Consider the following 12,600-nt stretch of genomic DNA (forward strand, 5'->3'; position numbering starts at 1 on the left):
TTGTCAGATGCGCAAGGTGCATTCACTCTCGGCCAAGTCGCACCCACCGCTACGTCAGGCTACTGACGTACCTGATTACGCCCGTTGCGCTTGGCCTGGTACAGCGCATCGTCGGCACGGGTCAGCAGGGTTTCCGGCGTGTCACCGGGTTGAGCATGAGCCACGCCGAACGACGCGGTGATGGTGTCCAGCACCGTGTCGGTGCCCCGGGCCTTGACCCGCAGCGCCTGGATTTTCAGGCGCAGGCGCTCGGCAAAGGCACCGGCGGCGGCCAGATCCGGGCAATTCTTGAGCACGACACAGAACTCTTCACCACCGTAACGCGCGGCAATGGCCTCGGCCGGCAGCGAGTCTCGCAACACCCGGGCGACATGCTGAAGCACGCGGTCGCCCAAGGGATGGCCGTACTGGTCGTTGAAGTGTTTAAAGTGGTCGATGTCCAGCATCACCAGTGCCACACCGGTCACTGCGTTGTTCATCGCCTGCTCGAGCTTGCGGTTGAAGGTGGTACGGTTGAGCAATTCGGTCAGGCCATCGAGGGTCGCGGCCAGTTGGGCGCGCTCCAGTTTGTCCCGCAGGCTTTTGATCTCGTGTTGCGCCGATTGCAACCGGGAGAGGAAGTGTTCCTGCTGACTCTGCATCAGTTGGGTGCTTTGCTGCAGCTGGATCAGGATGCTCGGCAAGTGCTCGCTGGCGGGCTCTTCAAGCATTTGCAGGTATTGGTCGAGGTTGGCCTGGAAATTCCGATTGCCCTTCACGCTGCGCGAAACATCGCGCTCCATATCGTCGACCAGGTTGATCGCTTCCTGTTGCCCGGAACGGGCGTCCGCCAGTTCATCGCGGATGATGTACTCGCGAAACAGTTTGGCGGCCGACTCCGGCGGGAAATAGTCGAAGTCGTTGACCACCCGGTCCAGGTGCCGATTGAGTTCCGGCTCCTGGCCTTTGCTGTAGGTGTACCAGAGCGCGTAGTGCACCGGGTTGGGCGCAATGTTGTGACGAACCATCAGCGGCACTGCCTGCTTGAGCAACGCCGCCGCCTCGCGGGAGTCTTCTGGATACAGCGCTAGAACAGTCGCACGCGTGTCGGATTGGCTCATGGTTTCACTGTGGTTGTTTTTATTTGGCGATTGGCAAACTCGCCGAGCATAACCATACGCCCGACAAACGACCATCCCGAATTACACAATCATTTCAACCCGGTACGCCCGAGGTATTGCACCCAGCTTTTCTGTAGGAGCGAGCCTGCTCGCGATGGCGGTGGATCAGTCAACTAAGATGTTGAAGCTGATGGCCTCATCGCGAGCAGGCTCGCTCCTACAGGGGTTATGCGGTGCCTGTATCAGCGCGCAGCCCAGGCATTGAAGCGCTGTTCAAGCTCTTCGCCATGGTCGACCCAGAACTCCGCGTCCACGGCCCGGGCGCCGGCCAGGTTGGCCGCGGCGGTCGGCAATTGCTCCTGCACGTCCTTGGGCAGCAATGGCAGGGTCTGGCGATGCACCGGCCCGTAGGGGATGGTTTCCGAGAAGACTTTTTGCGTCTGCGGCTGGCTGGCAAACGCGATGAAGTTTTCCGCCAGCGCCTTGTTCGGCGTGCCTTTGACCACCGCCCAGTATTCCGGGTCGTACAGGCTCTGCGGCCAGACGATGCTCAGTTTCATGCCTTCCTTTTGCGCCGAGGCAATCCGCCCGTTGTAGGCGGCGCTCATCACCACGTCGCCGGCCACCAGCCATTGCGCCGGTTGGGCGCCCGCCTCCCACCACTGGATGTTCGGCTTGATCTGGTCGAGTTTGGCAAAGGCCCGCGTCACGCCTTGCGGGGTGTTCAAGACCTTGTACACGTCGTCCGCCTTGACGCCGTCGGCCAGCAAGGCGATTTCCAGGGTGTACTTGGCGCTCTTGCGCAGGCCGCGCTTGCCCGGGAAGTCGGCGACATTCCAGAAGTCCGCCCAGGATTGCGGCGCCTTGGCCTGCTTGCTCTGGTCGTAGGCCATGACCATCGACCAGACGTATGTGGCCACCCCGCATTCGGTCAGTGCACCGGGCACGAAGTTCGCCGATTCACCGAAGCGTCCCGCATCGAGCTTCTCGAACAGGCCCTCCTCGCAGCCGCGCAACAGCTCGGGGCTTTCGACTTCCACCACATCCCAACTAGTGTGGCCGGCGGAGACCATGGCCTTGATCTTCGACAGCTCGCCGTTGTACTCACCGGCGATGATGTTGCCCGCGCCGCTGGCATTAAAGGGCTGGAAATAGGCTTTATCCTGAGCCTGTTTGGTAGCACCACCGAAGGAGATCACGGTGAGGTCCTGGGGGGCCGCCCACACACTGGCACTCAACACCGCCAGGGCAAACGGAACACTGCAACGCAAGGATCTGGACATGGATCGCTTCCTCGGGCCTTGTCGACCCTTTGTTGTCATGGGTGTTCGGATTCACTCAAGTACGCCGCCAGGCGATCCATCAGGCGGTCGCAGGCTGCCATCTGTTCGACGCTGACAAATTCATCGGGCTTGTGTCCCTGGTCCATGCTGCCGGGACCGCAGACCACCGAAGGAATGCCGGCCTGATCGAACAGCCCGCCTTCGGTGCCAAAGGCCACGGTGCTGAACTCGTCATTGCCGCATAGCCGGGCAATCAGCCGGGCCGCCGCGCTGTCGGTGGGTGTCGCAAGGCCCGGATAGGCCGAGATTTTTTCAAAGCGGATGCCGGTATCGGTGTCCACGGCCTGCATGGCCGGCAGCAACGTCTGCTCGGCGTAGTCTTGCAGCTCATCGACGACCACTTGCGGGGCGAAGTCCGGCAAGGCGCGGATCTCGAAATCGAAACGGCAGTCCGCTGGCACGATGTTCAGCGCCGTACCGCCCTGGATCACTCCGACCTGCACAGTCGTGAACGCCGGATCGAAGCGTTTGTCGTGCAATGGCGGCCGGGCCAGAGTGGCGCCGATGTCGCCCAGCCGACCGATCAGGCGCGCGGCCTGCTCGATGGCATTGACCCCATACGGTGCGTAGGCCGAATGACAGGCGGCGCCGCGCACATGACAGCGCATCGCCAGTTTGCCCTTGTGGCCGAGCACCGGCTTGAGCTCGGTCGGCTCGCCGATCAGACACAACGCCGGTGCCGGGATGCGTTGGGGCAACACTTCCAGCAACCCGCGCACGCCGAGGCAACCGACCTCTTCGTCATAGGAAAACGCCAGGTGCACCGGGCACTTCAAAGGGCTGGCGAGAAACATCGGCAAGGCGGCCAGCACCGAAGCCAGATAGCCTTTCATGTCAGCCGTGCCGCGGCCGTAAAGCTTGCCGTCCGCTTCGCTCAGGCAGAACGGCTCGACCGTCCAGGCCTGGCCGTCCACCGGCACCACGTCGGTGTGACCGGACAGCACGATGCCGCCGGCCACACGCGGGCCGACCGTGGCCAGCAGATTGGCCTTGGTCCGCTCGGCGTTGTAGATCAGTTCGCAATCCACGCCCAGTTCGTGCAGGTAGTCGCGCACGAACTCGATCAGCGCAAGGTTCGAATCGCGGCTGACCGTGGCGAACCCGATCAGTCGCGCGAGCATGGCGCGGCTGCGCAACTCACTCATCGCCGGGCACTCCATACGCGGGGGCCAGGGTCGGATTGAGGGCGCGGGTCAGGTAGTCCTGCAATTGCGGCTCGTAGGCAATCCACAGTTTGCCCAGCTCGCCAATCGGGTTTTCATCGGCCCAATCCACCCGCAGGTCGACAATCGGCCAGGTCAGCTCTCCCACCACCGACAACGCCGCCGAGTGCACCGCGCCGGCTTCGCCACCAGCATCCTGCCCGGCCTGCAAGGCGTTCATCAGCCGGGTGGCGAGGCAGCCTTCGCTGTTTTCGAACGCCGCAACCATCACCTCGATCACCCCACTGTTGGCCAACAGGTTGCCGGCCGCCACACATTGCTCACCGGCCACAGCGTTGTTGATGCCCAACGCATGGTTGCCGCTGAACACCGCCGTGCGCCCGTGGGCATCGACCACCGCCACCTGGCGGTATTGGCTGTAGCCGTTGCGGGTCAATGAATGGTCCAGCGCCTGGGGTGGCGCCGAGCCGCCCGCCAGTTCATCGAGGATCTGCGGGCCGAGGGCCGGCAGCGTGATGTTCTGGCTCGACACCGCGCCGACACCGGCCCGCAGCCAGGGGCAGCGCGCGCCGACGGCAATGCTCGAAGAGCTGATGGCAATGCCCAACTGACCGGTCTCGGCACAGCGACCCACGATGGAAAAAGTCATGGCGAATTCCTTATTCAGGGATGACAGCGATCACATCGATTTCCATCAGCCACTGCGGCTGGCCGAGGGCGCTGACCACCAGGCCAGTGGAAATCGGGAACACGCCCTTGAGCCACTTGCCGACTTCCTGGTACACCGGTTCGCGGTAGCGCGGGTCGATCAGGTAGGTGGTGGTCTTGACGATATGGCTCAGGTCGCTGCCCGCCTCCTCCAGCAGTTGCTTGACGTTGCGCATGGCCTGCTCGGCCTGGGCGCGCGGATCACCGAGGCCCACCAGTTGACCGTTGAAATCGGTGCCGACCTGACCACGCACATACACGGTGTTGCCGGCGCGCACGGCCTGGCACAGATCGTTGTCCAGCGTCTGGTTCGGGTAGGTGTCCTTGGTGTTGAACATGCGGATGCGGGTATGAGTAGGCATTAACGAACTCCCATGAGGCTGGCTTTCTGAAGAGGTGCACGGGCGGCGTCGGCTTGACGCTGGGTCGCATCCCGATAGTTGAGATAGGTGTGCTGTTTAACGATGTGATCGGCGATGTGCTTGGCGTCGTGCCAAACGCCCCAGATGAAGGCGGAGCCACGACGGGACTGCCACGGCAATCCGACGAAATACACCCCCGGCTCGGCCGACACGCCGCGCTGATGCCGGGGTTTGCCGTTTTCCTTGAAGGCATCGACCTTCAGCCAGCTGTAATCGGTGGAGTAACCGGTGGCCCAGATGATCGTAGTGACGCCGGCCTGGAGCAGGTCCAGCTCCAGGATTGGATTCGTCACGCAATCCGGGTCCGCCAGCATGGTTCGGGCTTCGGGTTCCAGCGGCAGGTCGAGGCCGTTGCGTTCGATGTAGGCGTCGGCCTTGTCGAGCAGCGCCAGGTAGTTTTCATCGCCACGCCGGATGTTGTCGGCGAGGTTGTCTTCGAAACTCACCACAGCGTCGTTGAACGACTGGGTCAGGCCGACCAGGGTCATTCCCTGGTGAGCCAGGCGGCGGAAGTCCACGGTGTGGCCGCCACGGGCACCGCTCACGGCGATGGTCACGTGCTCCTTGCCCGGCTGCATGGCTTCGGCATCCCACTCGCCGAGCACCCCCAGCCACCAGCAGAAATCACGGTTGCGATAGGCACGCGGCGGACGGTCGTGGGCGCCGACCGACAGGTAGACCTGTTTGCCGCAGCGTTGCAGCTCATCGGCGATCTGCACCCCCGAAGAACCGGCGCCTACCACCAGCACGGCGCCTTCGGCCAGTTGCTGCGGGTTGAAGTATTGGGCGGAGTGAATCTGGGTGATGCCGGCGATTTGCGGAGCAATCGGCGGGATTGCCGGGCGCTGAAACGGGCCGGTGGCGACCACCACGTGGCGGGCCTCGAGCACCCCATCCGAAGTTTCAACAGTGAAGCCTGGACGATCAGCGTTGCGTTCGACTTTCTTGACTTCAACGCCGGTGCGGATCGGCGCGTTGAACTTGCGGGCGTAGGCTTCGAAGTACTCGGCCACCTGCTCTTTTCCAGCGAAAGCATCCGGATCCAGACCGTCGAATTCCAGACCCGGAAAACGGTCGTGCCAGGCCGGACCGTTGGCCACCAGCGAATCCCAGCGGCCGGTGCGCCAGGCTTCGGCGATACGATTGCGCTCCAGCACGAGGTGAGGCACACCGAGCTTGCTCAAGTGTTCACTCATGGCCACGCCGGCCTGGCCGGCGCCAACTACAAGCGTATCAATTTCGGTCTTGTCAACTGTCATGGCTGTGCACTTCTGAAAGGTGGTTTGATTCAGGTCGGTCATGGCTGCCGCCTCGATACTGATCACTGTTGTTCTTCTGCTACGGCTATCGGTGTCAGGGTGTTGGCCGCATTCTGTTCGGAGCCGGGAAATAGCGAAATTATGTTTTTTGTGGTCGCTGGCGAGGAAAAAGCGTCGAGGCGACCGGTTGGCTGTGCAAGGTTGCGGCCGACCCAATCCCGGCCTATGGTCCAAGCGATGCATTGCCCGCGACCGACGCGAAGACCCGGCGCGGATTGCTGTCCATCCAGTGCGGATTTACGCAAGGAGTGATGACATGCCCGACAATTCCCGTCCTGCCGTGCTCGAACTGATTGGCAATACCCCGCTGGTGCGCGTCAGCCGTTTCGATACCGGCCCGTGCACGCTGTTTCTCAAACTCGAATCCCAGAACCCCGGCGGTTCGATCAAGGACCGCATCGGTCTGGCGATGATCGATGTCGCCGAACGCGATGGTCGCCTGCGCCCCGGCGGCACCATCGTCGAAGCCACCGCCGGCAACACCGGGCTGGGCCTGGCCCTGGTCGGCCGCGCCAAGGGCTACCGAGTGGTGCTGGTGGTACCGGACAAGATGTCCACCGAGAAGGTCCTGCACCTCAAGGCCATGGGCGCCGAGGTACACATCACCCGCTCCGATGTCGGCAAGGGTCATCCCGAGTATTACCAGGACGTCGCCGCGCGGCTGGCCGCGGATATTCCCGATGCGTTCTTCGCCGACCAGTTCAACAACCCGGCCAACCCGCTGGCTCACGAATGCAGCACCGCGCCGGAGATCTGGGCGCAGACCCAGCACGATGTGGACGCCATCGTCGTCGGTGTCGGCTCGGCCGGCACCCTCACCGGCCTGACCCGATTCTTCAAACGCGTGCAGCCGGACCTGGAAATGGTTCTGGCCGACCCGGTCGGCTCAGTGATGGCCGAATACAGCCGCAATGGCACCCTCCCCACCCCCGGTTCCTGGGCGGTGGAAGGCATCGGCGAAGACTTCATTCCGTCGATTGCCGACCTGTCCAGCGTGCGCCACGCCTATTCGATCAGCGACGAAGAAAGCTTCGACCATGCCCGCCAGTTGCTACGCGTCGAAGGCATTCTCGGCGGCTCGTCGACCGGCACCTTGCTGGCCGCCGCCCTGCGTTACTGCCGCGAACAGACCCAGCCGAAACGGGTGGTCAGCTTCGTCTGCGACACCGGTACGCGTTATTTGTCGAAGGTCTACAACGACCAGTGGATGAACGATCAGGGCCTGTTGCAACGCAAGCACTACGGCAACCTGCGCGATCTGATCGCGCGGCGCTTCGAGGACGGCCGGGTGATCAGCGTCGGCCCGGATGACACGCTACTGACGGCGTTTCAGCGCATGCGCCTGGCGGATGTCTCGCAACTGCCGGTGCTGGTGAACGGCAAGCAACTGGTCGGCGTTATCGACGAGTCCGACATCCTGCTGGGCGTGCACGAAGACGTTGCACATTTCCGCAAGGCCGTATCCAGCGCCATGACCGACAAGCTGCAAACCCTGTCCCCCGACGCCTCTCTGGCGGAACTGGAGGCAGAGCTGGGCCGTGGGCTGGTGGCAATCATCCAGGACGCCTCGGGATTTCACGGCCTGATTACCCGAACCGACATGCTCAATCACCTGCGGAGATCCCTGCCATGAGTCAACAGGACAAAAACGCCCCGCCACAGGGCTTCGCCACCCGGGTGATCCACGCCGGGCAAGCGCCGGACCCTTCGACCGGGGCGCTGATGCCGCCGATCTACGCCAACTCCACCTACCTGCAACAGAGCCCCGGGGTGCACAAGGGCCTGGACTACGGGCGTTCGCACAACCCGACGCGCTGGGCGCTGGAGCGTTGCGTGGCCGACCTCGAAGGCGGCACCCGGGCCTTTGCCTTCGCCTCGGGGCTGGCGAGCATTTCCACGGTGCTGGAGCTGCTCGACGCCGGCTCGCACATCGTCTCGGGTAACGATCTGTACGGCGGCACCTTCCGCCTGTTCGACAAGGTACGCCAGCGCAGCGCCGGGCACCGCTTCAGCTTCGTCGACCTGACCGACCTGGCGGCGTTCGAGGCATCCCTGCAGGACGACACCCGGATGGTCATGGTCGAGACCCCGAGCAATCCGCTGCTGCGCCTCACGGACCTGGCCGCCATCGCCCGCACCTGCCGCGCGCGCGGCATCATCTGCGTGGCCGACAACACCTTTGCCAGCCCGTGGATCCAGCGCCCGCTGGAACTGGGTTTCGACATCGTGCTGCACTCGACCACCAAATACCTCAACGGCCACTCCGACGTGATCGGCGGCATCGCCGTGGTCGGGCAGAACGCCGAACTGGCCGAGCGTCTGGGCTTCCTGCAAAACGCCGTCGGCGCCATCGCCGGCCCGTTCGACGCCTTCCTCACCCTGCGCGGGGTGAAAACCCTGGCCCTGCGCATGGAGCGGCATTGCAGCAACGCACTGGAGCTGGCGCAGTGGCTGGAGCGCCAACCGCAAGTCTCGCGGGTCTACTACCCGGGCCTGCCGTCGCACCCGCAGCACAAACTGGCCCAACGGCAAATGCGCGGTTTCGGCGGGATGATTGCCCTCGACCTCAACAGCGACCTGGCCGGCACCAAACGCTTCCTCGAGAGCGTGCAGATCTTCGCCCTGGCCGAGAGCCTGGGCGGCGTGGAAAGCCTGATCGAACACCCGGCGATCATGACCCACGCCACCATCCCGCCCGATACCCGCGCAGAGCTGGGGATCGGCGACGGGTTGGTGCGGTTGTCGGTGGGGGTTGAGGATGTGGAGGATTTGCGGGCGGATTTGGCGCAGGCGTTGGCGCGGATGTAAGTCACCTGAGTTGTGGGACACCGAAAAACCTGTGGGAGCGAGCCTGCTCGCGATAGCGGTGGATCAGTCGATACTATGCTGACTGATACTCCGCTATCGCGAGCAAGCCCGCTCCCACAGGTCTTTTTGGCCCTAAGTCTTGTTGCAAGGCTGGTCAAGCAAACAGGAGTCCCTATAATCGCGGCGTTTTCGTCTACCCTCACGAAGCGTCGTGCAGCAATCAGCTTGTGCGGGGCGCATCGACATTTTTCCGCTATTGAACCGGAGAACTTCCATGCTCAAACGTACCCTGGCAGTGGCCATTGGCCTGACCTTGTCTCTTTCCACCCTGCTGGCACAGGCCGTCGAGACCCTCAAGGTCAGCGCCATTCCCGACGAAGCACCCACCGAACTGCAGCGCAAGTTCAAGCCCCTGGGCGAGTATCTGGAGAAGCAACTGGGCATGAAAGTCGAGTTCGTACCGGTGTCCGACTACCCGGCGGTGGTCGAGGCGCTGGCCACCGACCGTATCGACATGGCGTGGCTGGGCGGTTTCACCTTCGTGCAGGCGCGGCTGAAAACCGGCAATGCCATTCCATTGGTACAGCGTGAGCAGGATGCCCAGTTCACCAGCAAATTCATCAGCGCCGACCCGGCCGTCAAGTCGCTGGCCGACCTCAAGGGCAAGTCGTTCGCCTTCGGCTCGGTCTCGTCGACGTCGGGCAGTTTGATGCCGCGCTATTTCATGCTGCAGGACGGCATCAAGCCGGAAACTTACTTCAGCCGTGTCGGCTACTCCGGCGCCCATGACGCCACCGTCGCCTGGGTTCAGGCTGGCAAAGTGGATGCCGGCGTACTCAATGCCAGCGTCTGGGCAAAACTGGTCGCGGCCGGCAAGGTCGACACCGACAAGGTCAAGGTCTTCGCCACCACGCCGGCCTACTTCGACTACAACTGGACCGTGCGCGGCACCCTCGACCCGGCCCTGGCCAACAAAATCAAGGTAGCCTTCCTCGCGCTCGACCCGGCCAACCCGGAGCAAAAAGCGATTCTGGACCTGCAAGCCGCCAGCCGCTTCATCGAGACCCAGCCTGAGAACTACAAGGGCATCGAGGAAGCCGCGCGCGCTGCCGACCTGCTGAAATGACACTGCATCTGAACCGGGTCAGCCTCACCCACGGCAATGGCGTGCGTGCGCTGCATGAGGTCGACCTGCACATCGCTGCCGGTGAGCAGGTCGCGATCATCGGTCCGTCCGGCGCCGGCAAGTCGAGCCTGCTCAACCTGTTGGCTACCGCCCTGCGCCCCGGCAGCGGCACGGTCGAGGTGCTCGGCGAGCAAGCCTGGCAGCTCGGCGCCCGACAGCGCCAACGGCTGCGTGCACGCATCGGCCTGGTGCATCAGGCGCCGCCACTGCCTGCGCGACAGCGGGTGGTCACGGCGGTGCTGGCCGGAAAGCTGGGACAATGGAGCTTTACCAAAAGCCTGCTGAGCCTGTTGCATCCGGTGGATGTTCCGGGTGCGCGGGCGGCACTGCTCAAGCTGGACCTGGGCGACAAGCTGTTCGCCCAGTGCCAGCAACTGTCCGGCGGCCAGTTGCAGCGCGTGGGCATTGCCCGCGTGCTGTACCAGGCGCCCGAAGTGCTGTTGGCCGATGAGCCGGTGTCGGCGATGGACCCGGTGCTGGCCGGGCACACCCTGTCGATCCTCTGCCGCCACGCCCGGGAACGCAACGTGACGCTGGTCGCCAGCCTGCATGCGGTGGAGCTGGCCCTGACGCACTTTTCACGCATCATCGGTTTGCGTGAAGGGCAGGTCCTGTTCGACCTTCCCGCCAGCGACGTCGACCACGATTTGCTCGACAAGCTCTACGCCAACGAGCAACTGCTGTCGCCGCCCGTTCCGGTGGCGCCCTTGAGCCTGCAGATTCCCCGATGCTGACGCGCGATACACGAGACCCGGCCACCCTGCCACGTCTGTTGCTCAGTCTGTTGGCGCTTGCCCTGCTGTGGCCCGGTATCCATTTCAGCGAGCTGGACCTGGGTGTGCTGCTCAAGGCCGACAGCCAGAGTGAGATGGGCCGGTTTGTCTCAGCCTTCTGGCCACCGGCCCATGGCGAAGAGTTCCTCCAGCTGCTGTGGCAAGCCACCCTGCAGACACTGGCCATCGCCACCGCCGGCATGGCTTTGGCGTTGCTGTTGGCCGTGCCCGCCAGCCTGTTGGCCAGCCGCGCACTGTCATTGTCGGCGGCTTCGCGCAGCGGTCGCCCGAGCGCCCTGGGCCGGCTGTTGCGCTGGCCGGTGCGCGGGTTGCTGATCTTCCTGCGCAGCGTGCCGGAAATCGTCTGGGCCTTGCTGTTCGTACGCGCCGTCGGCCTTGGCCCCACGGCCGGGGTGCTGGCGATTGCCATCACCTATAGCGGCATGCTGGGCAAGGTCTACGCGGAGATTTTCGAGTCGGTCGACCAGCGTCCGGCCCATGCGCTGTTGCAAGCCGGCAGCAGCCGATTGGCGGCATTCTGCTACGGCACCCTGCCCAATGTCGGGGCGGAGTTGCTGTCGTACACGGTGTACCGCTGGGAATGCGCGATCCGCGCGTCCGTGGTGATGGGCTTCGTCGGCGCTGGCGGGCTGGGCCAGCAGATCGACTTGTCGTTGCGCATGTTCGCCGGCGGTGAAGTGGCGAGCATGTTGCTGACCTTTTTCGTCCTGGTGCTGTTCGCCGATCAGATCAGCCGCCTGTTGCGCTGGAGGTTCGCATGAATCGCCTGATCAACCTGCTGCTGATCCTGTGCATCGTTGCGGCAGTCGTCGTCTCGTTCAGCTATCTGGGCATCGATCTCGGCGAACTGACGGGCAGCGGTAACCTTGCGCAGATGGGCGCCTACGTGCTGCGTTTTCTCAGCCCGGACCTGAGCGCCGGCCATCTGCAAGCCATCGGCCGCGGCGCCGTGGAAACCCTGGCCATGTCGGCCCTGGGCACCCTGCTCGCGGCGGTCTTCGGCCTGGTGCTGGCGCTGCCTGCGGCCGGGCGTTTCGGTTGGCCGTTGCAGAGCGCGTCGCGCCTTGTGCTCAATGGCCTGCGCGCCATTCCCGAACTGGTGTGGGCCGCTTTGATGGTGCTGGCGGCGGGTCTCGGCCCGAACGCCGGGACCTTGGCACTGGCCATGCACACCGCCGGGGTGCTGGGTCGACTCTTCGCCGAAGCACTGGAAAACACCCCGCCGCAACCGGCCGAAGCCATCCGTTTGCAGGGCGGCAACGTCGTCTGGGCCTTCTGCTACGGCACCCTGCCCAACCTGTTTCCACAGCTGTTGGCGTACATCCTGTACCGCTGGGAAAACAACATCCGCATGGCCAGCGTGCTCGGTTTTGTCGGTGCCGGCGGTTTGGGGCAGATGCTCTATGTCAGCCTCAGCCTGTTCCAGGAGGCCCAGGCTAGTACGGTGATTTTGGCGATGTTGGTGCTGGTGTTTGCTGTTGATGGGTTGAGTAGTTGGAGTCGGCAGCGGTGGGTTAAGGCGTGATGGGGAATTGCATGGATTTGCTCAGCTGATTGCATTCGAGCTTAGCAAGCATTTGTATGGATTTGACTACCGCGTTTTATGGGTATGACCGGTAGAAAACGACCCAAGCTGCCGGTGGGAACTGGCAGTAACCGGCCGATTCTGTTGAAAAAGTAGCTCCCCTATCTGGCCTGCGGCAAAATATCTGCATTGGCCAGCAGGGAAGCACGCAGCATGATGGGACAGTTATCGA

The 12,600-nt window shown here is 63.5% G+C and carries 12 protein-coding genes; 6 read left to right on the forward strand and 6 right to left on the reverse strand.

Annotation, left to right across the window (positions count from 1 at the left end; genetic code table 11):
• Window positions 1-59: 59 nt before the first annotated feature.
• The 6 genes from C8K63_RS07125 to C8K63_RS07150 form a co-directional block, all read right to left on the reverse strand.
• Window positions 60-1,100: a GGDEF domain-containing protein gene (locus tag C8K63_RS07125; RefSeq protein ID WP_108216050.1), complete on the reverse strand. Its 1,041-nt coding sequence runs from the start codon at window positions 1,098-1,100 to the stop codon at window positions 60-62.
• 242 nt (window positions 1,101-1,342) lie between these two features.
• Complete coding sequence (locus C8K63_RS07130; RefSeq protein WP_108216051.1) at window positions 1,343-2,383, reverse strand: ABC transporter substrate-binding protein; 1,041 nt, start codon at window positions 2,381-2,383, stop codon at window positions 1,343-1,345.
• A gap of 35 nt (window positions 2,384-2,418) precedes the next feature.
• Window positions 2,419-3,588 carry an acetylornithine deacetylase gene (gene argE, locus C8K63_RS07135; RefSeq protein WP_108216052.1) on the reverse strand — a complete coding sequence of 390 codons (1,170 nt, stop codon included), beginning with the start codon at window positions 3,586-3,588 and terminating at the stop codon, window positions 2,419-2,421.
• Window positions 3,581-4,255 carry a DUF1028 domain-containing protein gene (locus C8K63_RS07140; protein ID WP_108216053.1) on the reverse strand — a complete coding sequence of 225 codons (675 nt, stop codon included), beginning with the start codon at window positions 4,253-4,255 and terminating at the stop codon, window positions 3,581-3,583. Before C8K63_RS07140 ends, argE begins: the two co-directional genes overlap by 8 nt.
• Window positions 4,256-4,265: 10 nt before the next feature.
• Window positions 4,266-4,676 carry a RidA family protein gene (locus C8K63_RS07145; protein ID WP_003201555.1) on the reverse strand — a complete coding sequence of 137 codons (411 nt, stop codon included), beginning with the start codon at window positions 4,674-4,676 and terminating at the stop codon, window positions 4,266-4,268.
• Entirely contained in the window at window positions 4,676-6,037 is a 1,362-nt protein-coding gene (locus tag C8K63_RS07150) for an NAD(P)/FAD-dependent oxidoreductase (protein WP_177413327.1), read from the reverse strand. The genes C8K63_RS07145 and C8K63_RS07150 overlap by 1 nt, the downstream gene beginning before the upstream one ends.
• A gap of 274 nt (window positions 6,038-6,311) precedes the next feature.
• Here C8K63_RS07150 and C8K63_RS07155 point away from each other — a divergent pair, with 274 nt between their 5' ends.
• The 6 genes from C8K63_RS07155 to phnE all read left to right on the forward strand — a co-directional run bounded on the left by C8K63_RS07155 (window position 6,312) and on the right by phnE (window position 12,368).
• A complete protein-coding gene (locus C8K63_RS07155) occupies window positions 6,312-7,688 on the forward strand; it encodes a pyridoxal-phosphate dependent enzyme (protein ID WP_108216054.1) in 1,377 nt (458 codons plus the stop codon).
• Window positions 7,685-8,863, forward strand: a complete 1,179-nt coding sequence (locus tag C8K63_RS07160; protein ID WP_108216055.1) for a PLP-dependent aspartate aminotransferase family protein — start codon at window positions 7,685-7,687, stop codon at window positions 8,861-8,863. Before C8K63_RS07155 ends, C8K63_RS07160 begins: the two co-directional genes overlap by 4 nt.
• A 274-nt stretch (window positions 8,864-9,137) precedes the next feature.
• The gene (locus C8K63_RS07165) at window positions 9,138-9,989 is read left to right on the forward strand and encodes a putative selenate ABC transporter substrate-binding protein (RefSeq protein ID WP_108216056.1); all 852 of its coding nucleotides are present in this window, start codon (window positions 9,138-9,140) and stop codon (window positions 9,987-9,989) included.
• Window positions 9,986-10,783 (forward strand): phosphonate ABC transporter ATP-binding protein, encoded by a 798-nt coding sequence (locus tag C8K63_RS07170; RefSeq protein ID WP_108216057.1) that lies wholly within the window; start codon window positions 9,986-9,988, stop codon window positions 10,781-10,783. Before C8K63_RS07165 ends, C8K63_RS07170 begins: the two co-directional genes overlap by 4 nt.
• Window positions 10,777-11,604: an ABC transporter permease gene (locus tag C8K63_RS07175; protein WP_108216058.1), complete on the forward strand. Its 828-nt coding sequence runs from the start codon at window positions 10,777-10,779 to the stop codon at window positions 11,602-11,604. The genes C8K63_RS07170 and C8K63_RS07175 overlap by 7 nt, the downstream gene beginning before the upstream one ends.
• Window positions 11,601-12,368, forward strand: a complete 768-nt coding sequence (phnE, locus tag C8K63_RS07180) for a phosphonate ABC transporter, permease protein PhnE (protein ID WP_108216059.1) — start codon at window positions 11,601-11,603, stop codon at window positions 12,366-12,368. Before C8K63_RS07175 ends, phnE begins: the two co-directional genes overlap by 4 nt.
• Window positions 12,369-12,600: the final 232 nt, after the last annotated feature.

This window comes from Pseudomonas sp. GV085 (assembly GCF_003050925.1).
Classification (GTDB): Bacteria; Pseudomonadota; Gammaproteobacteria; order Pseudomonadales; family Pseudomonadaceae; genus Aquipseudomonas.